The sequence below is a fragment of the Janthinobacterium sp. 75 genome, assembly GCF_004365495.1.
Taxonomy (GTDB): domain Bacteria; phylum Pseudomonadota; class Gammaproteobacteria; order Burkholderiales; family Burkholderiaceae_D; genus Janthinobacterium.
Window position 1 is genome coordinate 118,884 of record NZ_SORD01000002.1, and the last position, 25,725, is coordinate 144,608.

Below are 25,725 nucleotides of genomic sequence, written 5' to 3' on the forward strand. Positions count from 1 at the left end.
TTTTTCCTGTGCACGCAAATCAGGCATATAGGAATTCTGCATGAAATCAATTACTTAAATAGAACTTGTTGTTTTGCGCGATATATGACATAAGCATGACCTCGCCGATAATATGTGGACAGCTCCCTTCCCTCTCCCGCTTCATGATGACCGACACCCCCACTGACAGCGGCTTTGCCGCCCCACCCGTGCTGACCGTCAGCGCCCTGAACCAGGCCGTCGCGCGCCTGCTGGAACGCAGCTTCCCCTTGACCTGGATCGCCGGCGAGATTTCCAACTTCACGCGCGCCGCCTCCGGCCACTGGTACTTCACCTTGAAAGACGATGGCGCCCAGGTGCGCGCCGTGATGTTCCGCGGTCGCGCGCAATACGCGGGATTCACGCCGCGCGAAGGCGACAAGGTCGAAGTGCGCGCCCTCGTCACCCTGTATGGTGCGCGCGGCGATTACCAGATCAACGTGGAAGCCATCCGCCGCGCCGGCGTGGGCGCCCTGTATGAAGCGTTCCAGCGACTGAAGGAAAAGCTTGCTGCGCAGGGCCTGTTCGACCAGGAGCGCAAGCGCGCCATTCCCATGTTCGCGCGCAGCATCGGCATCGTCACCAGTGCGCAGGCGGCAGCCCTGCGCGACGTCTTGATCGCCCTCAAGCGCCGCGCACCGCACATCAACATCATTCTTTACCCCACGCCCGTGCAGGGACAGCAGGCACCGGAAAAAATCGCGCACGCCATCCGCACCGCGTCGCTGCGGGCCGAGTGCGACGTACTGCTGGTGTGCCGTGGTGGCGGCAGCATCGAGGATTTATGGTCGTTCAACGATGAAGCCGTGGCATACGCGATCGCCGATTGCTCCATGCCCGTGATCAGCGGCGTGGGACACGAGACCGATTTCACCATCGCCGACTTCGCGGCCGACCTGCGCGCCGCCACGCCGACGGCGGCAGCCGAACTGGCGGCCACGCCGCGCGCCGACTGGATGGCCTCCTTGCGTGCCGATGCGGCCGACCTGCGCCGCGCCATGCGCCGTAGCCTCGACGATGCCGCGCAGACCCTGGACCGCCATAGCCGCCGCCTGCTCAACCCGAAGGCGCAGTTGCAGCAGCAGCGCTTGCAGCTACTGGCCCTGTCGACAGCCATGACGCATGCGGCGCGCGCGCCCGTGAACCAGTCGCGGTATGCGCTTGAGCGCCTGCGTTCGCGCTGGGCGGCCTTGCGCCCCGACGTCACGGCACCGCGCGCGCGCCTGCTGGAAGCACAGCGCCGCGGCAGCGCGGCCATGGCGCAGCTGGTGACGCAGCGGCGCCACCGCCTCGACGGCCTGTCGGCTCAGCTGGAACTATTGAATCCCCAGCGCACTTTGGCACGCGGCTACGCCATCCTGCGCGACGAAAAGGGCGCCATCGTGCGCTCGCCGGCACAGCTGCAGGCGCGCCAGAATGTCAATGTGCGCCTGGCCGAAGGCAGCGCGCAGATCGGCATCGCCAGCGTGCAGGCCACCTTGGAATAAGCGTTAGAGTAAAAAAGGCCGGGGAAACTCCCCGGCCCAACACCTGCCCTACTGAGTGGACTGCTACTACTCTGTCGCTACGCCATCAGAACTTCATCGACACGCGCGCGCCTACCGTGCGCGGCGCATTGTAGAAGGCGCCGTAGATCTGCTGGGTAGGCTGGCATGGCATGCCCACGTCCGTGCAAATTTCATTGACGTCCAGCTTGACCGCCTTGTCCGTGGCATTCTGCACGAACGCTTCCACCGTATAGGCCTTGCTGGCCGGCTGGAAGCGCAGGCTCAGGTCCAGGGTGGTGTAGGCTTCCTGGCGCTTGACACCCGCATGGCCTGGCACGTCGCCGTTGAAGGCTCCCGCCCCCACGTACGACATGGTTTCATAGTGCACCGAGGCGCGCGGCGTGAGCTGGCCACCGGCGACATTGAAATCATGCTCGTACTGGACGGTCGTGGAAAACTTCGGCGCATGCTTCATCGTGCTGCCGCCCACGTTCACCAGAGGCGCCGTCGAGCCGCAGGACTGGCCATTCGCGCGTGCCGCGTCGACGTCGCACGACATGAAATTATCGTATACGGCCTTGAGCCAGGTGGCGTTGCCCGTCAGGCGGTCGACCGACGTTGGCCGCCACACCCACTCCGCTTCCAGCCCCTTGACGGTGGCGCCGGCCGCATTGAAATTGGCCAGCACGCTGTTGACCACCTGCGATTCGAGCTTGTCCTTGTATTTCATCAGGAAAGCATCGAGGTTCAGGGTCAGCTGGCGATTCAGCAAGTCCGACTTGAAACCGATTTCATAGCTGGTCAGCTTTTCCGGCTTGGTGGTGGCGCCGCCGTCGCCGATGGCCGGCGAATGGAAGCCCGTCGTCACGGAACCGAACAGCAAGATATCGGAGCGCAGCTTGTACTCGATGCGGCCCAGCCAGGTGGCCTGGCCGTATTTCAGGTCGGCCGTATTGTCGCCAGGCGTATTGCCGCAGCTGGCCGCCGTGATAGCACCACCGGGCCCGATATTATGCGTGTTGGCCAAGCCCGTGCCGGGCGTGACAAGCTGCGCCATCTGGTCCGGGGTGAGCACGGTGGTGCCCAGCGGCGTGTTCGCGGGCCAGTTCGGGCAGGCCCAGTTCTTGCCGCCGATATCGAATTTATGGTCTTTTGTGTAGCGCGCGCCGGCCGTCAGCTTGAGCGTATCGGTCACTTGCTGGCTGACCTGGCCAAACACGGCTTTCGATTTGAGCTGGCGGTCGCCCTGGATGAAGGACATGGCCGAGGCATACTGGCCCACGGTGGGCTGCACGAAAATCACGGCGCCGTTGGCGATATCCTGCTGCACGGCCGCCTGCGAAATCTGGCTGCGGTCGATATCGAAGCGCACCTTGTTCTTTTCATTGAAGAGGAACAGGCCGGCCACCCACTGGAATGGCGCATCATCGTCAGAACGGGCCTGCAGCTCGTGCGAATAGCTGTCGAACTGCGCCCAGTCGGTGCGGTTTTCCGATTTGAAGCCGGGGAACAGGCCCGCATCGGCATCGTTGCTGTTCTGGCGCTTGTAGCGGCTCCAGCTGCCCAGGTAAGTAAAGTCGAGCGCCTCCGTCGGCTTGTAATTGAGCTTGCCCTTGTAGGTCAAAATCGACTGGTCCAGGGTGCCCGGCGTGTCGATCAGTGCCGAACGCAGCTTCTCGCCCCCTTTCGGCTCGGCCGCCAGGTAGACGTTGCCAGCGCCCTGGTCCAGGAAGTAGTCGGCGATGAAGGTGCCGCGCAGCTGCGGCGTGATTTTCCACAGCAGCGAGGCGCGCACGCCCATCTGGTCGCCTGCGCCATACTTGGCCGTGCCAGGCATGACGTTCGAGCCGCGGCGGAAGTCCACCGTGCCATCGTGGCTATCCTTGATGGCGGCGATGCGCAGCGCCACGTCGTCGGAAAACGGGATATTCAACATGCCCTGCGTCTGCAAATGACGGTAATCGCCCACGGTGATGCCGGCCGAACCCATGAACTTGGCCGTGCTTGGCGCGGCCGACACGAGGTTGACGGCGCCTGCCGTCGAATTGCGGCCGTTCAGCGTACCCTGCGGTCCGCGCGCCACCTCGACGTGGGACAGGTCATACATGAGCGCTGTGGCGCCCTGAGGGCGCGGCGAGTACACACCATCGACATAAAAGGCGACGGCCGGGTCGCCCAGCTCCGTGTGGTTGGCCGACCCGACGCCGCGCATGTAGACGTGCACGCCGCCTGAATCGCCATGTTGCTCGACAACCAGGCTGGGCACCATGGTGGCCAGCGAGGCCAGATCCTTGACCTGATTGTTTTGCAGGGTGTCCTGGTTGAAGGCAGTGACGGCCAGCGGCGTCTCCTGCACGAAAGTGTTGCGGCGCGTGGCCGTGACGACGATGCGGTCCATCTGCTCGGCGGCCGGTTTTGCCACGTCCGTGGCTGCCGTGGTGCTGGACGCCTCCTGTGCCAGCGCGGCGCCGCTGCCCAGCAAGATGAACTGGGCGAAGGTCGCATGCGCCAGGCTGAGGGCGATGGTATTGCGTTTAAGCTGTTGCATTGTTGTTGTCTCCTGTACCGCTGGTTGAATGATGATCACATAGCTCTTTGGCTATTGCTGCACATTTTTTGGGTGTCAATCTGAAGTCATGTCGCCTCCGTGCGGGTTCAATGGGTCGCCACGGCGCGCCCGGCCGTGTCAAACAGAAAGGCATGACCTTCTTCCGGCGCGAAGCCGATGGCGCTGCCCTGCGCCAGCGCGTGGCGCGCCTCGCCATGCAGCTTGATGGCCACCGCATGCCTGTCGCCATCGATGCTGCCGTCAAGCGTTGCGTGGATGATCTGCGCATCGCCCAGCTGCTCGATCAGGGTGACGGTGGCGCCGTAGCCCTCATTGCGCGGCACCAGACGCAGGTGCTCGGGACGTATGCCGACCAGCATGCCGGCCTCGCCACCGATCTGGCTGGCCAGTGCCGGCACGGCCGCGCACGGCAAAAAATTCATGCGCAGCGCGCCGATGAAGCCAGCCACGAACTGGCTCGCCGGGTGGCGGTACAGGTCCAGGGGCGCCCCCACCTGCTCCAGGTGGCCGCCGTGGAACACGGCCACCCTGTCCCCCAGTGTCATGGCCTCGACCTGGTCATGCGTCACGTAAATCATGGTGGTGCCCAGCTCCTGGTGCAGCTTGGCCAGCTCGATGCGCGTCTGCACGCGCAGCGACGCGTCGAGGTTGGACAGCGGCTCGTCAAACAAAAACACCTTGGGCTGGCGCACGATGGAGCGGCCGATGGCAACGCGCTGGCGCTCGCCGCCGGACAAGGCCTTGGGTTTGCGGTCAAGCAGGTGCGTGATCTGCAGGATCTCCGCCACCTTGCCCACGGCCGCGCGCACTTCGGCTTCCGGCTTGCCTGCCAATTTGAGGGCAAAGCCCATGTTCTCGCGCGCCGTCATGTGTGGATACAGCGCGTAGCTCTGGAAGACCATGGCGATGCCCCGCTCGGCCGGCGCCACGTCGTTGGCCAGCAAGTCGCCGATGTGCAGCTGGCCCGCGCTGATGTCTTCCAGTCCCGCGATCATGCGCAGCAGGGTCGACTTGCCGCAGCCGGATGGTCCGACAAAAACCATGAATTCACCGTCGTGGATATCGAGGTCCAGGCCCTTGACGATTTCCGGGCCGTCGCCGTAGGTCTTGCGGATGCCGCGTAGCGAAATGGCAGCCATCTCAATGCTCCCCGACCAGGACGGCAGCGTGGGACGCGCGCTGCGCGGCGATGAAGTCGCGGTACCAGAGGGCGCTGTCCTTGAAGCTGCGCTGCTGCGTGGCGTAATCGACATACAGCATGCCGAAACGCTTGGCATAGCCAGAATTCCACTCGAAGTTATCCATCAGGCTCCAGTAGAAATAGCCGCGCACGTCGATGCCCTGTGCGATCACAGCGCGCAGGGCATCGAGGTGCAGCTGCACGTACTCGATGCGCGCCTGGTCATGGATCTTGCCGTCAACGGGCTTGTCGGCCACGGCCATGCCGTTTTCCGTGATGTAGACGGGCGGCAGACGGTATTCGCGGTGCAGCCCCACCAGCAGCTCCGTCAAGCCCTGCGGATAGGTTTCCCAACCCATGTCGTTGACGCCGAGCTTGCATTCAGGCTTGCGAGGAGGCGTTTCTGCGCTCATGTAAGCGCGCGTGTAGTAATTCACGCCGAGGAAATCGATGGGCTGTTTAATATCTGTGAAATCGTTTTCAAAGATAGCTAAAGCAGAAGCGTCGACGTGTTTCAGGGCCAGCGCCGGGTAGCGGCCCTTGAAGATGGCGTCCATATACCACTGCACCGAGCGCGCATATTCGAGTTCGGCCAGCTCCCGGTCCTGGGCGCTGTCAGTGGCCGGCGTGGCCGTCCATTGATTGAGCACGATGCCCAGCTTGGCGGGTGGATTGACGGCGCGCATGGCTTGCATGGCCAGGCCGTGCGACAGCAGCAGATGGTGCGACACTTGCACGGCGGCGGCCGGGTCGGCCATGCCGGGGGCGAACTGGCCCGTGCCGTGGCCCAGCACGGCCGTGCACCACGGTTCATTGTGCGTGGCGATGCTGACGACCTTGTGGCCGAAGCGGCGCGCCACCTCGGCCGCGTAGGCGGCGAAGTGATAGCAGGTGGCGCGATTGAGCCAGCCGCCCTCGTCCTGCAAGGCTTGCGGCAAGTCCCAGTGGTACAGGGTCAGATGGGCATCGAGTCCCTTGGCAGCCAGGGCATCGAGCAGGCGCGCATAGAAATCGAAGCCCACCTCGTTCCAGGCGCCCGAGCCGACCGGTTGCACCCTCGACCAGGACATGGAAAAACGGTAGGCGTTCACGCCCAGGCTGGCGATCAGCTCCACGTCATCAAAGTAGCGGTGGTAATGGTCGCAGGCCACGTCGCCATTGCTGCCGTCGATGATCTTGCCATCAGCATGGCTGAAGGTATCCCAGATGGACGGGCCGCGGCCGTCGATGGCGGCGGCGCCCTCGATCTGGTAGGCGCTGGTGGCCACTCCCCAGGTGAAGGTGGCGGGAAAGTTGGTATCGGTGTCGTCGTTATGCATGGTGGTCATGTCAGTGTGAGTGGTTAAGAGAGTTCTAGCCTTTGACGGCGCCTTGCGTAAGGCCCTCGATCAGGCGCTTCGAGGCGACAAAAAACATCAGCAGCAGCGGCAGTACGGCGATGGCGGCGCCCGTCATCAGCGCGCCCCACTCCGTGTTGTTCGGCGCCTGCATGCTGCGCAGGGCCAGCGGGATCGTGTAGTTCTCGACCGAGCGCATGACGACCAGCGGCGTAATGAAATTGTTCCAGGAATTGATGAAGGTGATCAGGCCCAGGGTGCCCATGGCAGGGCCGATCAGCGGCAGCACGACACGCCAGTAGATGGCAAATTCACCGCAGCCGTCGATGCGCGCCGCCTCGATCAGGTCCCTGGGTATCGCCGTGCCGATGTACTGGCGCATCAGGAAGATACCCAGCGCGCCGGCCGCTCCCGGCACGTACAGGGCGCGCGGCTGGTCCAGCCAGCCGAGGAAATCCATCAGCATGAAGGTCGGAATCATGTTCATGAAGGACGGGATGATCATCGACGCCATCACCAGGGTGAACAGGGGCCGCTTGAATCGGAACTCGTACATGGCAAAGGCGTAGCCGCCCAGCGAACAAAAGAACAGGGTGAGCGCAGTTGTCATCAGCGCCACGTACAGACTGATGCCGATATTGCGCCAGAACGGCAGGCGTTCCTGCAGCAGTTCCAGGTTGTGCAGCAGGGCCGTGCCGAACCAGCGCGGCGGCGGCAGGCTGTAGATCTCCGCGCTCGTGTGCGTGGCGAAGACGAACATGAAGTAGAACGGCGCGACCATGATCAGGGCGCCGATGGCCACCATGGTGTAAGCCGTCCAGCGCGTGGTGTTCATTTGGCCCCCTTGCGTTCATTACGCTCATTGCGGCTGAAGATGCGGTTATTCGCCCAGGTGGTGCTGGCGATAATCAGGAACAGCAGCCAGGAAATGGCCGACGCCGTGCCGAAGTCGCCCGAGGAAAACGCCGTCTTGTAGACGAAGATGGCCGTCGTCATCACCGATTGGCTCACGCCACTCGACTCGGCCACCAGCACGAACGGCTCCTCGAACAGCTGCAAATTGCCCATGATGGTGAGCGTGACGGCCAGGTAGATCATGGGGCGCAGCTGTGGCAAGGTGATGTACCAGAATTGCTGGCGCTTCGAGGCGCCATCAATGGTCGCCGCTTCATACAAATCCTTGGGGATCACCTGCAGCGCCGACAGATACAACACCAGGTTCCAGCCCAGGTAGCGCCAGAAGATGACGAAGGCGACGGCCGGCTTGATGAACAGAGAGCTGCCCAACCAGTCAATCGACTCAGCGGAGAACAGGGCGCCGACCAGCGGCAGGCTGGCGCACCATTGAATCAGCACATTGATCTGGCCATAGTCGCGCGAGAACAGGGTATTGAAGACCATGGCGATAGCCACGCTGGACGTGATGAACGGTAAAAAGTAAATGCCGATCACCAGGTTGCGCGAGCGCTTGAAACTGTTGTGGATGAAGGCCGCCAGCGGAATGGCCACCAGATGCTGCGGCACGCCAGAGGCCAGCGCCAGCCACAAGGTGTTGCCCAGCGAGCGCAAAAACCACGGATCGCTCAGGGCATATTTGTAGTTATCCAGTCCCACCCACTGCATGGCTTCCACGCCGCTGGCAGCTTCCCATTGGTTGAACGACAAATAGATAGAGAACAGCAGCGGGAACAGGCTGAAAACGGCGAACAGGATGAAGAAGGGGCTGATGAAAATGTACGGCGCCCATTTTTTCCTGTCGTAGCGCTTCCTGGCGGACCGCGTGGCAGCGGCGGCACCCTCGGCACAAGGCATGGTCGTATTCATGATGCTCCTAGCGCCGCGCGCGGTGGGTGATCAGGGCCTTGGCGTCGGCCAGGGCCGTCTTGATATCCTTGTTTTGCGCCAGCACGCTTTCCAGCTCCATGTTGACGATGTCACGCGCCACGGCGTCGAACTTGTCGACGCGGATGACGGGGATTTTCGCCGCCGTGTCGCGCGCCAGCAAGCGCGTTTTCTGCCCGCCGAAATACGGCTGCGGCTCGTCCATCATCGGATCCGCATACGCCGCCTTCAGGGCGGGAAACGCGCCGATTTCCTTCAGCGAGTGCAGCTGGATATCCTTGTTGACGGTCATGAACTTGATGAATTCCCACGCTTGTGCCTTGTTGGCCGCCTTTTTCGGGATGCCGTAGAAGGAACCGCCATACGACGCCAGCGCGCCGGCGGGCAGGTTCGCCGCGCGCCACTGGCCTTTCGACTCCGGCGCCAGCCACTTGGCCAGGTGGCCGCTGAGCCAGGAACCCATCATCTGGCTGGCCACCTTGTCGCGTTTGAAGCCCTCTGCCCATTCGCCCGTCCAGGCCACAGTGCGCGCATCGATGCCGGCGACGCGCGCCGCCTTGGCCAGTTCGAACGCTTTCACGAAGCGCGGCGAGTCGACCAGCACCTGCCCCTTGTCGCCAAAATAAATGCCTTCGCCATCTTTCAGATTGGCACGGATAACAATGTCGGCCAGGTCGCTGGCACCGGCCAGCAGATAGGTGCCGGTGGCGGCCTTGAGTTTCTTGCCGGCGGCAATGTACGACTCCCACGATTGCGTCAGGTCGGCCTCCTTGATGCCCGCCTTGTCCATCAAGTCCTTGCGGTAGAACAAGGTGCCTGGCCCCAAGTCGGCCGGCATGGCGCCTAGGGTGCCGCGCGAACTGGTCGCCTGCACGAAGGTGAACGGCACGAACAGGGCGCGGTACTGCCCTGCCCCGTAAGGCGGCTGCAGCAAATCTTCCATGCCCTTCGATTCGGCGAAGCTTCCCACATAACGGAAATCGATGGCCATCACGTCGGGCAGGCGCGCACCGGCCGCCAGCGCCGTCGTCATCGAGTTGTGGTGGTCGTCGATCTGCAGACTGACCAGCTTGACCTTCACTTGCGGGTACAGCTTTTCCCACAGGGGCAAGGCCGTCTTGACGGCGCGGTCCAGGTCGGGGAAGGAGGCGACAGTGATGGTCGCCGGGGCCAGTGTCGGCACGGGCGGCGCGACGGGCGCAGCGGCCGCGCCATAGACCAGGGTCAGCGCGGCCAGGGAGGCTGCGCCAAGGATGCTTGACTTCATTATTTCATCTCCGTTTATTGAGCGTCTTCTATCTTGAAAACGTTTTCACACCATGTATCCATTTAACACCGCAAAGAAAATCAAGTCAACCGAAATAGTTGTCATTTTTATTGAGGGCAGCATGGCAAGCTGCACGCCGTGGCGCGGATTCTCCTATGAAAAAATGCAAAAATTCGTCATTTGAGCTGCCGTTGTTTTTTGTGAAAACGTTTTCATGTGTAGCTCAGATTAGCGCGTGAGCGCGTAATCCGACGCATTGTTGACGGCAAAAGCATGGTTCCTGCGCTTTGTTGGCTGCGCTGTGTCGGCTTACGCCCTGCGGGCTAACCCGACCTACCCCGACCTGCCCGGAACTGCGCCGACCTGCGGTCGTCATCGGCCGTTTATGGTAATCTTTCACTGAAAAGGTTTTCAGAGCACTGACAACCAGCCATCTTGATACCCAGGAATCACCTTGAACGATAGCGCCCACGCTGCTCCCCCTTCTACCCTGCTCGACGTGGCCCGCCAGGCTGGCGTGTCGCCCAGCACTGTTTCGCGCATTCTGAACGGCACGGCCAGGGTCTCCGACGACAAGCGAGACGCCGTGCTGGCGGCCATCGCGCAGATGAAGTTTGCGCCGAACCAGATGGCGCAGGGTCTGAAAAAGGGCCGCTCGATGACCATCGGCATCGTGGTGCAGGATATTTCCAGCCCCTTCTTCGACGAAAGCCTGCGCGGCGTGGACGACGGTCTGAAAGACACGGGCTATGCGTCCGTGATCGTCAGCGGGCACTGGAATGCGCAGGAAGAGGCCGACCGCATCCGCCTGCTGCTGGCGAGGAAGGTCGATGGCATCATCCTGCTGTCCGGGCGTATCTCGGACCAGAGCGTGCTCGATTTCTCGCAGCAGCGGCCCATCGTCTCGACCGGCCGCCTGCTGGCGACCAGAAGCGCCATTGGCTTCAAGCTCGACAACGAATACGGCGCCTACCTGGCCGTGCGCCACCTGGTGGAACTGGGCCACCGCCGCATCGCGTTCGTGTCCGGCCCGGCCAACAATACGGACGCAAACGAGCGCCTGACGGGCTACCAGCGCGCGCTGCGCGAGGCGGATATCGCCATCGACCCGAAGCTGATGGCGGAAGGAGATTTCCACGAGGCAAGTGGGATGCTGGCCATGAACCACCTGTTCGAGACACAACAGCAATTCAGCGCCGTCTTTGCCGCCAACGACTTGTCCGCCTATGGCGTGCGCCTGTGCCTGTACCGCAAGGGCATCCGCGTGCCCGACGACATCTCGCTCGTGGGTTTCGATGACTTGCCCGGCTCGTCCTACACGACGCCGCCGCTGACGACCATCCGCCAGCCCCTGTATGACATCGGCCGCATCGCCACCGAAGCGTTACTGGGCCTGATCAATGGGGAAGCGGTGCAGGCGGCCATTCCGCCCCTGGAACTGATTGTGCGAGAAACCACGCGGCGCATCCGCTGAGGCTTGCGGCAGGGACCATTTCCTTGCGACTTAAGCTAAACGAGAATCACTACGCTACCAGCATCCGCGACGCGTGCCGGAATCTGCAGCAATGGCGCATCCGCTTTACAATAGTGGCTCGTTCAGCAAGAATGCTTGGTTCAAGCACGCAAGGCTCAACCCTCCGGCCCGGGCCGGAAGACTCCGAACACTCACCACAAAGGGACATCACATGGAACATACTCTGCCACCACTGCCGTATGAAATGGACGCTCTGGCGCCGCATATTTCGAAAGAAACCCTGGAATACCACTATGCCAAGCATCACCAGGCGTATGTCACCAACTTGAACAACCTGATCAAGGGTACCGAGTTCGAGAACCTGTCGCTGGAAGAGATCATCAAGAAATCGTCGGGCGGCATCTTCAACAATGCTGCGCAAGTATGGAATCACACCTTCTACTGGAACGGCATGAAGCCGGCCGGCGGTGGCGCTCCTACCGGTGCCGTGGCTGACGCGATCAACGCCAAATGGTCGTCGTTCGACAAGTTCAAGGAAGAATTCACCAAGTCGTGCGTGGGCAATTTCGGTTCGGGCTGGACCTGGCTGGTACAAAAAGCCGACGGCTCCGTCGACATCGTCAACACCTCGAACGCCGGCTGCCCTTTGACCACCGGCGACAAGCCACTGCTGACCTGCGACGTCTGGGAACACGCCTACTACATCGACTACCGCAACCTGCGCGCCAAGTACGTGGAAACGTTCTGGGGCCTGGTCAACTGGGAATTCGTTGCCAAGAACTTCGCGTAAGCGCGTTTCTCTTGTCAACGTCAACGAGATTTTGACATAAAAATATGACATGAAAATTGTCATATTTTCTCAAAGGAAGTTTTTACCGTAAGGTAATAACTTCCTTTTTTACATGTGAACGCATGCTTCACATCAGCGCGTAACGCAGGCCAGGTTGGACCAGGCCGGCACCGCGCACCTGCCAGGCAGATCCATCCCCTTCTGGCACTGCGCATGCAAATGGTTGCGGGATGACAGGGCCGGAATTTACGAAATATTTACGTGCCCGACCAAGCAATTTACATTTTGCTTACGCATGCCCCGCTACACTTTCTCATTTGCAACAAAAGCATTTGGCCATCCGGGCCAAAGCAAGCCAGTGGCAACGGGCTGCCGCGCCAGAACCTCCACCTACCTTCCATGTCCGCACCGCAGCACATCAAAAATGAACACTTTTTCCAGCAATGGCTGATCCACGCCATGGTGTTGTCGGCACTGGCCGGCTTCATCGGATTCACCCAGTACGAGGAATATCACCGGATTGATACGCAGGAACACGAGCGGCTGGCGATGCAGGCGGAAATCGTGGAAAAGAATTTAACGCCGCAATTGAAGTTGAGCAAGCGCGTGATCGACAGCATCATCGACGAACTGGCGGCCTGGCAGGCGCAAGACGATCACCTGCGGCGGGCGAATCACTCGCTCAAAGTGATCAGCGATGCGCTGATCGGCATCCGTCCCATCCTGGTCATCGGTCCTGACGGGCAGGTGGTGGCGGGCAGCGACGCCGGCTTGGCGGACGAAAACTTCAGGCAAAACGATTGCTTCCAGAAAGCCATGCGACTCGCCGATCCGCAATTGCTGCACGTTAGCGCACCGCCTGGCAACACCGCCGCTCCCGGCGCGATCAGCCTGTGCCGCCGCATCAGCGGGTTTCAGGGCGGCTTTGGCGGCATCGTCATGGTCAGCCTGGCGCCCGCCTATTTCTCCGACCTGCTCGATTCGATTCGTTATGCGCGCGATGTCCATAGCTCGATCTCACGCGAAGACGGTCAGTTGTACCTGGCTTCTACACGCCGGACTGACGCCCAGATGCCCGGGTTACCGCGCGGCGCCGACAAGCAGCGCATGGTCGCCGAGCGCCATGTGCCATCGAGCGCGCCCCTCTTCGGGACGACGCTGCGCATCGCCGTGAGCCGCGACACCGAGGTCTTGTTCGCGCCGTGGCGCCAGAGCCTGTATGCGCAAAGCGTCCTGTTCGGTTTGGTTGCCATTTTCAGCACGCTCGGGCTGCTGATCATACAAAAACGGCACCGCTTGCGGCGGGCCGAACGCAAGAAGACAGAGAAGCAAATACAGCAACTGGCCTTCTTCGATCAACTCACCAAGCTGCCCAACCGCATCTTGCTGCTGGACCGCCTGAAGCAGGCGAAGAAGGCCAGCCTGCGCAGCGGCAACCATGGCGCCGTCCTGTTCATCGATCTGGACAACTTCAAGACACTCAACGACACGCTTGGGCACGACATGGGCGACCTCCTGCTCAATCAAGTCGCGCGGCGCCTGGTCGGCTGCGTGCGCGCTGGCGACACCGTGGCCCGCCTGGGCGGCGATGAGTTCGTCGTCATGCTGACGGACCTGCATGTGAATGCGGAACAGGCGGCGGCCCAGGTCGATATCGTCGGCAACAAGATACTGCAGGAACTGAGCCAGACCTACTGGCTCAACCAGGTCACCCACCGCAGCACCTCGAGTATCGGCGCGACGCTCTTCATGGGCAATCTGACCAGCATCGACGATCTGCTCAAGCAGGCGGACCTGGCCATGTACAAATCCAAGGCGGTGGGACGCAATGCCTTGCGCTTCTTCGATCCCGCCATGGAGGTGGCCATGCTGGAACGGGCCGCGCTGGAAACGGACTTGCGCGACGCCATTCCATGCCGCCAGTTGATACTCCACTACCAGCCCCAAATCGACCACCGTGGGGGCGTTACCGGCGTCGAAGCGCTGGTACGCTGGCAACACCCGCTGCGCGGACTGGTGCCGCCAGGCGACTTCATTGCGCTGGCCGAAGAAATCGGCGTGATCCTGCCGTTGGGACAATGGGTGCTTGAAACGGCCTGCGCACAATTGGTCGCCTGGGCCGGACATCCCGACATGCGCCATCTGAGCATTGCGGTCAATGTCAGCGTGCGCCAGTTCAACCAGGACGATTTTGTCGATCAGGTGCTGTTTGCACTGGCTTGCAGCGGCGCCGACCCACATCTTCTCAAGCTAGAGCTGACCGAGAGCCTGCTGGTGTCCGACGTTGGCGGCGTGATCGCCAAGATGTCCGCAATCAAAGCGCACGGCGTCGGTTTTTCGCTCGACGATTTTGGCACGGGCTATTCTTCCCTGGCCTATCTCAAGCGGTTGCCGCTGGACCAGTTAAAGATAGACAAGTCTTTTGTTCGCGACGTGACGCATGACCCTAGCGACGCATCGATCGCCAAAACCATCATCGCCCTGGCTCGCAGCCTGAACATCGCCGTCATTGCAGAGGGCGTCGAGACGCTGGCACAGCGTGATTTCCTGGCGCGCTACGGTTGTCGCGCCTACCAGGGATACTTCTTCAGCCGTCCCTTGACGCTCATGGACCTGGAAAAATTTGTGCAGCGCCGCTCGCATGCTGCGCCATGCGACGACGATCAACGCCGTCTGCGTTCTTGAGAAGTGCCAGCAGTAAATGAGTTCAACGATGGGGACAGGCTGCAAGGGACGACAAGCTTGTCAGGCCTGCCCGATGCTGCCCTTCGACGGCAAAGGGGCGGCCGCGAAGCGCCGCCATGGCCGCGCCAGCGCCTTGCCTGCACCGCCCTGCAATTGCCCTGCCAGGTAGCCGCGCACATAGGCAGCAGGCTGCAACAGGTCAGGCTGCATTTCGGCCAGTGCGCGCAGCAAGCCGTCCGCCACCTCGATATCGTTGCGCCAGCCCAGTTCGTCCTGCAAGACGGACAGTCGCTTCACGTAGTGCCGGACCTGCCCTGCGTCATATAAGGATGCAAAAAATTCAGTGGCATAGCGGGCTTTCTTGGCCGCGATGCGCACCCGGTGGTGCGCCGGCGGCGCCAGCTTCGGCAAGTCTTTTCCCCGCTTTAACAGGCGGCGCTGATCCTTGCGCAGAGTAGCGCGGGCAAACGGGCAGATAGACGCGTCCAGGCGCCGCACTTGACGCACGGAGCAACTGTCGCGCCAGGCGCGCGCCTGCAGCCAGCGCTGCAAGCCCAGCATGCAAGCCGTGTAGCGCGCCGAGGTGACGGCCTTGGCCGCTTGCACGTGCTTGCGGCGTGCCTGCGCGTGCGCCGCCGCTACCAGCGCCGCCACCTCCGTGGCCGCCTCGCCATCGAGCTGCGCCAGGGTGTTGCCAGCCAACACGTCCCCGTCGCGCGCCTCGCCCAGCGCGCCGCCCAGCCAGTCAAGTTCGCTCTTCAAGGCGTCCGGCAGCGCCAGCAGGGATTTGAACATGCCCAGCGCCGAGCGCAAACGGCGCAGTCCCACGCGCATCTGGTGCACGCTTTCCACGTCCTCGCCCGCCGCCACGCCATCCTGGTTGCCGCTCACCTGCTCCAGGCAATTGCCGGCGATGACCAGGAACACCTGCTCCACCGACATGGCCGCGTCCAGCGCCAGGCTCTGCGCCTTGACGGCGCGCAAAGGCTGCGGCGCTGCGAGGCGGTAGCCGCGTTCCGCCTTGCTCAGGTGGCCCAGCTGCAGCGGCACGTCCTGCAGCAGGGCCAGCGCGACGTCGAACAGGCTGGCCGCTTGCCCCTGTTTCAATTCCAGTTCGATCTCGCTGACGGGCACGCTGCGCACGGTCCCATCGGCACCGCTTTCAATAACACCCTGGTCCAGCACGCATTCGATCTGGTCGCCCTGCGGCGTACGCAGCCGCCATACGGTGCGTTTGATGCGGGTGGTAAACACGGGCTGCAAAGCGTCGCGGATGGCGTCCTGGCGCAGCAGCGCTCGGATGGGCTGCTTGCGGCCGATGACGGAGTCGAGCGCGGCGAGGTCCGGCTGCGGCCCGGGAACTTCGCCTTCCCATTCGTGGCGGCTGTGCAAGCCGCCGCTGACGCTGCCGCCCGCCTTCAGGGTTTGCATCCAGCGCCCGTCGACCTGGCGCACGCGCAAGCCCGCCTGGTGACGGCATAGCTGCAAATCGGGCGTATCGACATACATATCGTGCATCTGCAGCACCAGTGGCTCGCCTTGCGCAAGCTGCGCCAGCAGCGGGTGCGCGCGCAGGCGGGGTGCGTCTTGCGGCGCCAGCAACAATTTCAATTCGATTTCCATGACCGCTCCTTGCAAGATTCCTCAACGCTCATTGTAAGGCGTGCCCGGTCGCGTACAAGGCGCACGCACACCTTGATTTTGCGCGAAAATAAGCGCTTCATTCAACCAGGAGATGCCATGACCTACCACGCCGCCGAGAACCGCTACGACAGCATGCCATACCGCACCTGCGGGCGCAGCGGGCTGAAACTGCCGCTGCTGTCCCTGGGACTGTGGCACAACTTTGGCGATAGCAACAATCTGGCCTCGCAGCGCGACATGCTGCGCACGGCTTTCGACCTGGGCATCACACATTTCGACCTGGCCAACAACTACGGCCCGCCATATGGCAGCGCGGAAAGCAATTTCGGCAAGCTGCTGCGCGATGATTTTCTGCCCTACCGCGATGAACTGATCATTTCCACCAAGGCGGGCTGGGACATGTGGCCCGGTCCGTACGGCCAGGGTGGCGGTTCGCGCAAATACGTGCTGGCCAGCCTGGACCAAAGTTTGCAGCGCCTGGGCCTGGACTACGTCGACATCTTTTATTCGCACCGCTACGACGCCGACACCCCGCTGGAAGAAACCATGGGCGCGCTGGCCACCGCCGTGCAGCAGGGCAAGGCGCTGTACGTGGGCCTGTCGTCGTATTCGCCGCAAAAGACGGCCGAGGCGGCCGCCCTGCTGAAAGAGTGGAAAGTGCCATGCTTGATCCACCAGCCGGCCTACAATATGCTCAACCGCTGGATCGAGGAAGACGGCTTGCTCGATACCCTGCAAGAGCAAGGCATGGGCTGCATTACGTTCACGGCACTGGCGCAGGGCTTGCTCAGCGACAAGTACCTCGATGGCGTGCCGCAAGATGCGCGCGTCAACCGCCCCGGCGGCGGCTCGCTGCTGCAAAAGCACCTGAGCGCGGAAAACCTGGCCCGCGTGCGCGCGCTGAACCAGATCGCCGCCCAGCGGGGGCAAACGCTGGCGCAGATGGCGCTGGCCTGGGTGCTGCGCGACCCAAGAGTCACCTCGACCCTGATCGGCGCGAGCAGCAGCGCGCAAATCCGCGAAAACGTGGCAGCGCTGCAGCAACTGACGTTCACGGCCGACGAGCTCGCCGCCATCGACGTGCAGGCGCGCGAAGGCCATATCAACCTGTGGGAAGGCCCGTCGCGGGCCGTGTAACGCAGTCACGGCGGCGCTGGCGGCGACATTGGCGGTGGCAGCAGGGCCAGCAGCTCCTGCGCCACCTGCCGGCGCCGTTCAGGCGTGGCGAAGACGCCCACCGCCACATGCCGTGTAGCATCACGCATATCGTTGATGTGTATCAATTGGCGCGGCCCTTGCGGCACGGCGATGCGCGTGCACCACGGCGAAAAGTGGTGGCGCCGGCAGTGGCCGGCGCTGACCTGTTCGACGATCAGCTCGCCGTCGCGCAGGGCGATATGTTCATAGTCGCGCGCATGGCGCAGGTAATGCAGCAGGGCGATGGCCACCAGGCCCAGTTCGGCGAACGAAAAGGCTGGAATGGTCCAGAGGCCGCGCAGCGCAAAGGCGGCGGCAATCGTCAGGGAAAACAGGCATAGCAAGCCATAGGCGCACAGCAACTGGCGCGCCGTCAAGGCACTGTAGCGCGCCAGCAGCCATTGCGGCTGCTCGCGCGAATGATCGCGTGGCATGGCGCCTCCCGCCTCTTCGCTCCATCGACGTATCATCGCCCTCGCGGCGGCGGCCAAGTTCCGCCGGATCGGGCCCGGCTCAGGCGCCCATGCGCACCAGCGCATGGCCCACATGCTGCCACCAGTGATCGCGCGACTTGACCTGCTTCAGGCAAGACGTGTCGATCTCTGCGGGGAACACGCGATCCTGGCAAGCCTTCGTTGCCAGGGCATAGCGCTGGTTTTCCGCCGCCGCCAGGGCCACGACCAGCCAGAACGCCAGCGCCAGCAACACCACCAGCAAACTCCAGGCCAGGTGATTGGTGTTACTTTTTTCGCCAAAAAACTCGCGTGGCCGCGTCTCGCGGTACATCAACATCAAGTCTTTTTCTTTTTCTTCCGACATCTGCGTTTGCATCCTCTGACATCCTATCCTGTGCCGGCCGGCTGGCCATGGCGGCGCGCACGCCGCCTTAACCTCATTTTACGCTGAAGGCGGAGGAGGGACAGTAATTCGTGGCGGCTATTCTCAGTCGGCCGCCCGGATCAGGGACGCGGCGCCGGCACCTGCGGCGTGCGCGGTGTGCCCTCCTCCTCTGCCGGCGGCACGGGCACCATGCGCTCCACATGATCGACGTCGATGTCGCCGCCATCGGGTGCCCCGTTGTGGGGCTCCACGCCGGCCCGATCGCCAGTGCCGGCCGCATCGCTGTCGTTATCGAGCTCTTCTGCATCCTGGCCGGGCACGCCCTGCATGTCGCTACCGCTGTCAGAACTGTCGCTGGGCCCCAGCGCGCCCTTGCCATGGCCGCTGCCCAGGACACGGTCGGGCATGACGGGCAAATTGTCCGGATCGAGTGTGCTGCCGCTCATGGCTGACTCCTCTTGATAAAAAAACCAGCTTACTCCCCTCGCCCAGCCAGCGGCGCACGCCTGCACGGCATTCTCCACGGGGGGGGAAATGCGGCGGCGCACAAATATCTTCAAAAAGTACTTCACAAATGTACTATTCATTGCTATAGTTAATTCAAGTAAGCACCTTCTCATCCAGAAACTGCTTCATCGGCGGCACGGCGCCCACCAGCGCCTTGCCGCCGAACCGACCGGTACGTGGCGAGCCGGCCCATCCACCCAGCCATCATGCACATATTGGAGTTTTATCATGCAAGCCAAATCACTTATCGCAGCATTGTTTGCCATCACCACCGCTACCTCGGCTTTCGCACAAAGCACGGCGCCGGCCACCAGCCAGCAGCTGAGCCGCGAGCAAGTCACGGCCGAATACATCCGTGCCCGCAACGCCGGCGAAATCGCCACCAGCGAAGTCGACTATCCGAAAACGCCGGCCACCGCCACCAGCAAGGTGACGCGCGAGCAAGTCATGGCCGAGTTCTACGCCGCCCGCAAGGCTGGCCTGATCCCGCAAACGGAAGCGGATTTTGATGTCGCGCAAACCACCAAGCACGTCGTGCAATAAGAAACCAGTCAGCCGGTTTCAGTCAGTAACAACTCAGTTGCGGCGCAGCACTCGGGCCACTCCCGACGCTCACCGCGGCGAGCTGTCAGCAGCACCCCCAACACTATCGCCTCCCGGAGTCACTGCATGTCCCTGCACCGCCGTTTGCTTGCCGCCAGCCTGATCCTTGCCTTGAGCGCTTGCGCCGACATGGGCCATATCGCGCCGCAATCGGCCATGCTCGACGCCAACAGGCTGGCGGCCAGCAAGGCCATGGATGCCGCCGCCAGCGCCGCCATACAGTGGCCGCGCGCACAATGGTGGCAAGATTTGCATGACCCCCAATTGAACCGTTTGATGGAGCAGGCGCTGGCCGACAGCCCCACCCTGCGTGGCGCCCAGGCGCGCGTGCGCCAGGCCGAGGCGCTGGCTGGCGCGGCCGAGGACAAGACCCGCCCGCAGGCGGACGCGAATGTCTCCATCAACCGCGAACTGTATTCACAGCACGGCAGCACGCCGGCGCCCCTGGCCGGCAATTACGCCTGGCGCAACCAGGCCACCGTCACGGCTTCGTACGATCTGGACTTGTGGGGACGCAACCGCGCCGCCCTGTCCGCCGCCCTGGGCGACGTGAAGATGGCCTCGGCCGAATCGCAGATGGCCCGCCTGGCCCTGGAAACGGCGCTGGTGCGCACCTATATCCAGCTATCGTATGAATTCCAGCTGCAGGACGTGATCGAACGCAGCCTGGCGCAGCGCGCCCGCATCCTCGACATCACGCGCCAGCGCAAGGCGGCCGGCATCGGCACCGATATTGACGTGGCGCAAATCGAAACTACTCTGCCCGCAGGTCGCCGCCAGCTGGAGCAGTCAGCCGAGTCGCTGGCCCTGCTGCGCAACCAGCTGGCGGCCCTGGCGGGCAAGGGGCCGGCAGCCGGCGCGGCGCTCACGCGCCCCGTGCTGCGCCTGGACCAGCCGCTGGCCATCCCCGCCGCCCTGCCGGCCGACCTGATCGGTCGCCGGCCCGACATCGCCGCCCAGCGCTGGCGGGTGGAAGCGGCGGCGCAGCGCATCGATGCGGCCAAGGCCGAGTTTTACCCGAACGTCAACCTGGTGGCTTTTGCCGGCTTCCAGGCCTTCGGCTTCAGCCATTTTCTTGACGCCAACTCGGACATCCGCGGCGTCTCGCCCGCGCTGAGCCTGCCCATCTTTGCCGGCGCCCGCCTGCGCGCCCAGCTGGGCAGCCAGACGGCCGTGTACGACGGTGCCGTGGAGCAGTACAACGCCACCGTCATCAACGCCATGTCGGAGGTGGCGAATGCCGTCACCAAGGCACAATCGCTGGAAAAACAGCACCAGCTGACAGTGCAGGCGCTGGCCACGGCACAGCGCGCGCGCGACCTGGCGGAAAAAGCCTACAAGGCCGGCATGAGCGACGCCATCAACATGCTCAACACGCAAGTGGCCCTGCTGGCGGAAGAACAGCAGCAGGCGCAAAATGGAGCGCGCGAGCTGGACCTGTACGTTTCCTTGATGAATGCATTAGGAGGCGGGATCTAAGCTTGCAATCCTGGCATTGCCATGGCTCAACAAGATACAATCGGAGCTTTATTCACACATGAAGGAATATGACATGACCGCTTTTGACGCCACCTCCAAGCGGCTGCAAAACATCCGCACGCGCATGCCAGGCTTCCCCATGGAACTGATGCGCCTGTTGCGCATGACGTACCACATTCAAAAAGGCATGAAGGACTTGACCAATGCCGCGCTGAAAAAGCACGACCTGGTCGATGCCAGCTACATGGTGCTCGCCGTACTGTACGGCACGGACGACGAAACGTCGAACGCCTGCACCCTGGGCATGGCCTGCCATGAAAAACCGGCCAACCTGACACGCGTGTGCAACGACCTGGAAACGCGCGGCCTGATCCACCGCGGCACGCGCCCCGGCGACCGCCGCTCGGTGATGATTTCGCTGACCGACAAGGGCCGCACGCTGATCGAAACGGCGCTGCCCGACGTGTACCAGGAAACCTCGGCCCTGTACGAAGGGTTCACGGACGAAGAGCTGCAAGTGCTCGACAAGCTGTACATGCGCCAGTTGCGCAACCTGAACAATCTCAACAACCAGAACTGATAGCCTATCGATGACGCCAGCCACAGCAACAACATTCACGCAAGGCCCCCTGACCCGGGCGGCCCACTGGCTGGCGCTGGCGCTGCAGGACTGGCGCAAGACGGAAGGCGAACGCTGGATCTACGTCGGCAAGACCCTGATCGCCGCGTTCTGCGCCCTGTGGCTGGCCTACCGCCTGGGACTCGATTCCCCCAGCACGGCCATGACCACCACCATCATCCTGGCCCTGCCCAGCAGCGGCATGGTGCTGGAAAAAAGCTTTTACCGTTTGTGTGGCACCCTGCTGGGATGCACGGCCGCGCTGGCCCTGATCGGCCTGTTCCCGCAGCAGCCGGTGCTGCTGTTCGCCGGCCTGGCCCTGTGGGTGGGCCTGTGCACGAGCGGCTCGGCCCTGCACCGCAACGCCCAGTCGTATGTGTATGTGCTGGCCGGCTACACGGCTTGCATGATCGTCTTGCCCGCCATCGAGCAGCCGATGCAGGCGTTCGCGCTGGCCGTCACGCGCGTGGCCGAAGTCGGCCTGGGCATCATCTGCTCGGCCGCCGTCTCCAGCGTGCTGCTGCCGCGTCACCAGGGCACGCAAGTGATGCGCACGGTGCAGGCGCGCTACGGCAAATTCCTCACTTTCTGCCAGGACGTGCTGCAGCAAAAACTCACGCCGGCGCAAGTGGAACTGACGCATTTGCAGTTTGCGGCCGACGTGGCGGCGCTGGAACTGGGCCGCTCGGCCGCCCTGTTCGAAGTCACCAGCAAGGTGAGCCACGTGCGCGCGCAAAACCGCAAGCTGCACGCCTTTAACGCCACCTTCATGACGGCGCTCACTACCTTCTATACTTTCCACCGCCTGTTCGACCGCCTGCAGCGCGATGGAGAGACACAAGTGATGCAAGCCTGCGCGCCCCTGTACGCCATCGTCGCCGAAGCGCTGCAAGCCACGCCTTCGCAAGACTCGCTCGACACCATGCAGCGGCATCTGCAAACGGCGCTGGCGCTGGCGCGCGCGGAGATTGACAGTGCGCACATCAACCATGCGCAGCGCATCGATTTCGACACCATGTGCGAACTGCTGGAACGCTTCGCGCGCGACATGAGCCGCTTTCACGAAGTCTATTTCAGCCTGGCGCATGACACGCCCTTGGCCATCAGCACGCCGCAGGCGTACGCGCCAAAGACGCCGCCCGCGCTGGTGATCGCCAGCGGCGCGCGTGCGGCCATCAGCCTGGCCCTCTTGGCCCTGGGCGCCTATTTCCTGGCCTGGCCCCATGCCAGCACGGCGATGTTGATGGCGGCCGTGTTCTGCGCGCTGGCCTCGTCCTCGCCGCGCCCCATCATGATGATCCGGCAAGTGCTGGCGGGCTTTCTGATCGCCATGCCGCTGTCGCTCGTGTGCGTGTACTTCGTGCTGGTGCACGGTGACGGCTTCCCCATGCTGGTGCTCAGTTTTGCGCCCTTCCTGGCCGTGGGCCTGTATTTGATGACGAATCCCGCCAAACTGGGCGTGGGCCTGGGCGTATCGACCTTTATCACACAGATGGCACCGACCAACGTGATGCATGTCGATGGCGCCGCTTTTCTCAATACGGGCATGGCGCTGATCGTCGGCCTGATGCTGGCTGCCCTCGTGTTTGCCGTGCTGCTGCCCGAGCACACCATGGGCCACAAGGACCATATCGGCCCGGCCCTGTGGCGTGAAGCCCTGCATGCGTGCACAGCGCCCGCGCGCCGCGTGAAACACCGTTTCGACAACCGCGTGCGCGACCTGCTCAGCCAGCTCAACGCGGCGGCCGGCCCGGCGCCGGGTATCGCCACGCGCGCCGTCGTGCGCCAGGCCCTGACCTTGCTGGAAATCGGCCACTCGGTGATCGATCTGCGCGAACTGATCGCCAGTTCCTCCGGCAACAGCGCCGCGCACGACGCCCTGCAGCGCTGCGTGGACAGCATCGCCGCCTGGCTGCGCACGCGCGGCGAAGCGCAACTGCAGGGGGCGCTGGCCGCCACCCTGCAGGCGGGCGCCGTGGTGCGGGCGGCCCAGGCTGCCAGCGGCACGGCACCGGAACAGGGCGTGCGCCTGCAGACGGCGCTGGTCGACCTGCATTCGATCTACACCTCATTACTCGACAACGTGGCGCCTGGCGCCGGAGAACATCATGCCGCGTGAATTCGCCCTGTTCGGAATTCTGATTCCTACCCTGCTACCCCTGTTCATCCTCAGCATCGGCCTGCAAACCCTGCTCGACCGCGTGCTGGGCTGGCTGGGCGTTTACCGCATGGTGTGGCATCCCTCGCTGGCGCGGCTGTGCATCTTCATCGCCATCTTCGGCGCGCTGGCTTTATCGCTGTACCAATAACGTTCAAATAAAAAAAATGTTCAATCTGATCAAGGAAAGGATGCCGACATGGTAGCCAAACTGACCCGCTATGCCATCACCCTGCTGCTCCTGGCTGCGGCCCTCTGGATAGGCAAGACTGTCTGGAACCGCTACATGGAATCGCCATGGACGCGCGACGGGCGCATCAAGGCCGATATCGTCAATATCAGCGCCGACGTGGCCGGCACTGTCACGGACGTGCTGGTGCGCGACAACCAGGTGGTGCAAAAAGGCGACGTCCTCTTCGTCGTCGACAAGGAGCGCTATGCGAGCGCGCTGGCGCAGGCCGACGCCGTGCTGGCCACGCAAAGGACGGAGCAGGGCCGCCGCGGCAAGGAAGCGCAGCGCCGCGCCAATCTCGACGCCAGCATCATCTCCACGGAAAGCCGCGAAAGCGCCGCCTTTGCCGCCAGTTCGGCCTCGTCGCAAGTACAGGCCGCGCTGGCCGCCCGCGCGCTGGCCCAATTGAACCTGGAACGCACCACCGTGCGCGCGCCCGTCAGCGGCTACGTGACCAACCTGAACGTGCACAAGGGCGATTTCGCCGCCGTCGGCGCGGCCAAGCTGGCCGTCATCGACAGCGCCTCGTACTATGTCGTCGGCTACTTCGAAGAAACCAAGCTGGGCATGCTGGCGCAGGACGACAAGGCTGAAATGAATCTGATGAGCGGCGGCACCCTGCATGGCCACATCGAGAGCATCGCGCGCGGCATCACCGACCGCGACGCCGCCACGGGCCGCGAATTGCTGGCTGACGTCAATCCCACTTTCAACTGGGTGCGCCTGGCGCAGCGCGTGCCCGTGCGCATCCACATCGACGAGCAAGACAAGAAGCAGGTCCTGGTGGCCGGCACCACCTGCACCGTGGTGATCACGCCCCATTCTGCTCCCCCTTCAAGGCCCGCACCCAAGCCTGCGGCCGCGCACCCCGCATGAGCCGCAGCGGCGGCGCCGGGCGCCTGGCAGAAATCGCCCTGTTCCTCGACGCCGCGGCGCTGGGCAGCTTTTCCGCCGCCGGCCGCAAGCAAGGCCTGTCGCCAGCCGCCGCCAGCGCCGCCATCGGGCGCCTGGAAGCCGCACTGGGCACCACCCTGTTCGAACGCACCACGCGCCAGCTGCGCCTGACGGAAGAAGGCCGGCACTACCGCCTGTACAGCGAACAGGCGCTGGACTTGCTGGCGCAGGCGGAAGACGGCTTGCACGGGGACGCCGGCGCCGTGCACGGCGTGGTGCGCATCTCGGCGCCCTCCGATATCGGCCGCCAGCTGCTGCTGCCGATGCTCGACCGCTTTGCCGCGCTGCACCCGCAGGTGCGCCAAGCGCTGACCCTGACGGACGCCACGGCGAGCCTGGTGCAGGACGACATCGACCTGGCCATCCGCTACGGCGAGCTGCCCGATAGCGAGATGGTGGCGCGCCTGCTGCATCCGGGCCGGCGCGTCGTGTGCGTGGCGCCCGCGCTGGCCGCCAAGGTGGGCCAGCCGAACGTGCCGCGCGACCTGACGATGCTGCCTACTCTGGTGCTCACGGCGGGCGACGGCGCGCCGCAGGAATGGCGCTACCGAGAAGACGGCAAGCGCCACAGCCTGCGCCTGCAGGGGGCCTGGCACAGCAACGACGGCGAAATCATCCGCCGCTGGGCCGTGGCCGGCCATGGCTATGCCTACAAATCCCTGCTCGACATCGGCGACGACCTGCGCGCGGGGCGCTTGCAAACGGTGCTCGACGATTACTTTGCCGATAGCGTCCCCCTGAACCTGCTGTACCGGCGCAACCGCTTCCAGCCGCCGCGCGTCGCCCTGCTGATCGACTTCCTGCTGCAGCAGTTCGCCGCCCTGCCGGCGCAGAACTAGGCTA

Annotated in this window: 21 protein-coding genes and 1 pseudogene; 12 read left to right on the forward strand and 10 right to left on the reverse strand. The window is 63.3% G+C overall.

The features are described from left to right. Window positions 1-143: 143 nt before the first annotated feature. On the forward strand, window positions 144-1,505 hold the full coding sequence (gene xseA, locus C8C89_RS24845) for an exodeoxyribonuclease VII large subunit (protein ID WP_133993738.1): 1,362 nt from the start codon (window positions 144-146) through the stop codon (window positions 1,503-1,505). Between the two features lie 85 nt (window positions 1,506-1,590). On the opposite strand, the gene C8C89_RS24850 is transcribed toward xseA, so the two are convergent. From C8C89_RS24850 to C8C89_RS24875, 6 genes are all read right to left on the reverse strand, one after another. Beyond that, complete coding sequence (locus tag C8C89_RS24850; RefSeq protein WP_133993740.1) at window positions 1,591-4,053, reverse strand: TonB-dependent receptor; 2,463 nt, start codon at window positions 4,051-4,053, stop codon at window positions 1,591-1,593. A gap of 107 nt (window positions 4,054-4,160) precedes the next feature. Then, window positions 4,161-5,213, reverse strand: a complete 1,053-nt coding sequence (gene ugpC, locus C8C89_RS24855) for a sn-glycerol-3-phosphate ABC transporter ATP-binding protein UgpC (RefSeq protein WP_101484288.1) — start codon at window positions 5,211-5,213, stop codon at window positions 4,161-4,163. Between the two features lies 1 nt (window position 5,214). After that, on the reverse strand, window positions 5,215-6,582 hold the full coding sequence (locus C8C89_RS24860) for a GH1 family beta-glucosidase (RefSeq protein WP_133993741.1): 1,368 nt from the start codon (window positions 6,580-6,582) through the stop codon (window positions 5,215-5,217). A 25-nt stretch (window positions 6,583-6,607) separates the two neighbouring features. Further along, entirely contained in the window at window positions 6,608-7,426 is an 819-nt protein-coding gene (locus tag C8C89_RS24865) for a carbohydrate ABC transporter permease (RefSeq protein ID WP_101484286.1), read from the reverse strand. Continuing rightward, window positions 7,423-8,415, reverse strand: coding sequence for a sugar ABC transporter permease (locus C8C89_RS24870; protein WP_243858408.1), 993 nt, complete (start codon window positions 8,413-8,415; stop codon window positions 7,423-7,425). The genes C8C89_RS24865 and C8C89_RS24870 overlap by 4 nt, the downstream gene beginning before the upstream one ends. 7 nt (window positions 8,416-8,422) lie before the next feature. Then, a complete protein-coding gene (locus C8C89_RS24875) occupies window positions 8,423-9,700 on the reverse strand; it encodes an extracellular solute-binding protein (protein WP_101484285.1) in 1,278 nt (425 codons plus the stop codon). Window positions 9,701-10,154: 454 nt separating this feature from the next. Here C8C89_RS24875 and C8C89_RS24880 point away from each other — a divergent pair, with 454 nt between their 5' ends. From C8C89_RS24880 to C8C89_RS27450, 3 genes and pseudogenes are all read left to right on the forward strand, one after another. Beyond that, window positions 10,155-11,174: a substrate-binding domain-containing protein gene (locus C8C89_RS24880; RefSeq protein WP_101484284.1), complete on the forward strand. Its 1,020-nt coding sequence runs from the start codon at window positions 10,155-10,157 to the stop codon at window positions 11,172-11,174. A 211-nt stretch (window positions 11,175-11,385) separates the two neighbouring features. Beyond that, window positions 11,386-11,964, forward strand: coding sequence for a superoxide dismutase [Fe] (sodB, locus tag C8C89_RS24885; protein ID WP_071078930.1), 579 nt, complete (start codon window positions 11,386-11,388; stop codon window positions 11,962-11,964). Between the two features lie 1,308 nt (window positions 11,965-13,272). After that, window positions 13,273-14,649: pseudogene (locus tag C8C89_RS27450) on the forward strand (EAL domain-containing protein); the annotation flags it as partial. Between the two features lie 60 nt (window positions 14,650-14,709). On the opposite strand, the gene C8C89_RS24895 reads toward C8C89_RS27450, so the two are convergent. Continuing rightward, entirely contained in the window at window positions 14,710-16,272 is a 1,563-nt protein-coding gene (locus tag C8C89_RS24895; RefSeq protein ID WP_133993745.1) for a CYTH and CHAD domain-containing protein, read from the reverse strand. A 117-nt stretch (window positions 16,273-16,389) separates the two neighbouring features. On the opposite strand from C8C89_RS24895, the gene mgrA reads away from it, so the two are divergent. Then, window positions 16,390-17,430 carry an L-glyceraldehyde 3-phosphate reductase gene (gene mgrA, locus C8C89_RS24900; RefSeq protein WP_101484281.1) on the forward strand — a complete coding sequence of 347 codons (1,041 nt, stop codon included), beginning with the start codon at window positions 16,390-16,392 and terminating at the stop codon, window positions 17,428-17,430. Window positions 17,431-17,435: 5 nt separating this feature from the next. Here mgrA and C8C89_RS24905 read toward each other — a convergent pair whose 3' ends face one another. From C8C89_RS24905 to C8C89_RS24915, 3 genes are all read right to left on the reverse strand, one after another. Then, on the reverse strand, window positions 17,436-17,924 hold the full coding sequence (locus C8C89_RS24905) for a DUF2244 domain-containing protein (protein WP_166674905.1): 489 nt from the start codon (window positions 17,922-17,924) through the stop codon (window positions 17,436-17,438). A gap of 79 nt (window positions 17,925-18,003) precedes the next feature. Then, the gene (locus C8C89_RS24910) at window positions 18,004-18,321 is read right to left on the reverse strand and encodes a hypothetical protein (protein ID WP_101484279.1); all 318 of its coding nucleotides are present in this window, start codon (window positions 18,319-18,321) and stop codon (window positions 18,004-18,006) included. A gap of 128 nt (window positions 18,322-18,449) precedes the next feature. Beyond that, a complete protein-coding gene (locus C8C89_RS24915; RefSeq protein ID WP_133993749.1) occupies window positions 18,450-18,776 on the reverse strand; it encodes a hypothetical protein in 327 nt (108 codons plus the stop codon). Between the two features lie 289 nt (window positions 18,777-19,065). Here C8C89_RS24915 and C8C89_RS27110 point away from each other — a divergent pair, with 289 nt between their 5' ends. The 7 genes from C8C89_RS27110 (at window position 19,066) to C8C89_RS24950 (ending at window position 25,721) form a co-directional block, all read left to right on the forward strand. Beyond that, entirely contained in the window at window positions 19,066-19,380 is a 315-nt protein-coding gene (locus C8C89_RS27110) for a DUF4148 domain-containing protein (RefSeq protein ID WP_166674906.1), read from the forward strand. A 126-nt stretch (window positions 19,381-19,506) separates the two neighbouring features. Further along, window positions 19,507-20,919, forward strand: a complete 1,413-nt coding sequence (locus C8C89_RS24925) for an efflux transporter outer membrane subunit (protein ID WP_133993753.1) — start codon at window positions 19,507-19,509, stop codon at window positions 20,917-20,919. A gap of 73 nt (window positions 20,920-20,992) precedes the next feature. Further along, window positions 20,993-21,499, forward strand: coding sequence for a MarR family transcriptional regulator (locus tag C8C89_RS24930; RefSeq protein WP_101484275.1), 507 nt, complete (start codon window positions 20,993-20,995; stop codon window positions 21,497-21,499). Between the two features lie 10 nt (window positions 21,500-21,509). Continuing rightward, window positions 21,510-23,657: an FUSC family protein gene (locus C8C89_RS24935; RefSeq protein WP_243858411.1), complete on the forward strand. Its 2,148-nt coding sequence runs from the start codon at window positions 21,510-21,512 to the stop codon at window positions 23,655-23,657. Further along, the gene (locus tag C8C89_RS24940) at window positions 23,647-23,847 is read left to right on the forward strand and encodes a DUF1656 domain-containing protein (protein ID WP_101484274.1); all 201 of its coding nucleotides are present in this window, start codon (window positions 23,647-23,649) and stop codon (window positions 23,845-23,847) included. Before C8C89_RS24935 ends, C8C89_RS24940 begins: the two co-directional genes overlap by 11 nt. 48 nt (window positions 23,848-23,895) lie before the next feature. Next, the gene (locus tag C8C89_RS24945) at window positions 23,896-24,804 is read left to right on the forward strand and encodes an efflux RND transporter periplasmic adaptor subunit (RefSeq protein ID WP_133993755.1); all 909 of its coding nucleotides are present in this window, start codon (window positions 23,896-23,898) and stop codon (window positions 24,802-24,804) included. Then, a complete protein-coding gene (locus tag C8C89_RS24950) occupies window positions 24,801-25,721 on the forward strand; it encodes a LysR family transcriptional regulator (RefSeq protein ID WP_133993757.1) in 921 nt (306 codons plus the stop codon). The genes C8C89_RS24945 and C8C89_RS24950 overlap by 4 nt, the downstream gene beginning before the upstream one ends. The last annotated feature ends 4 nt before the right edge of the window (window positions 25,722-25,725 follow it).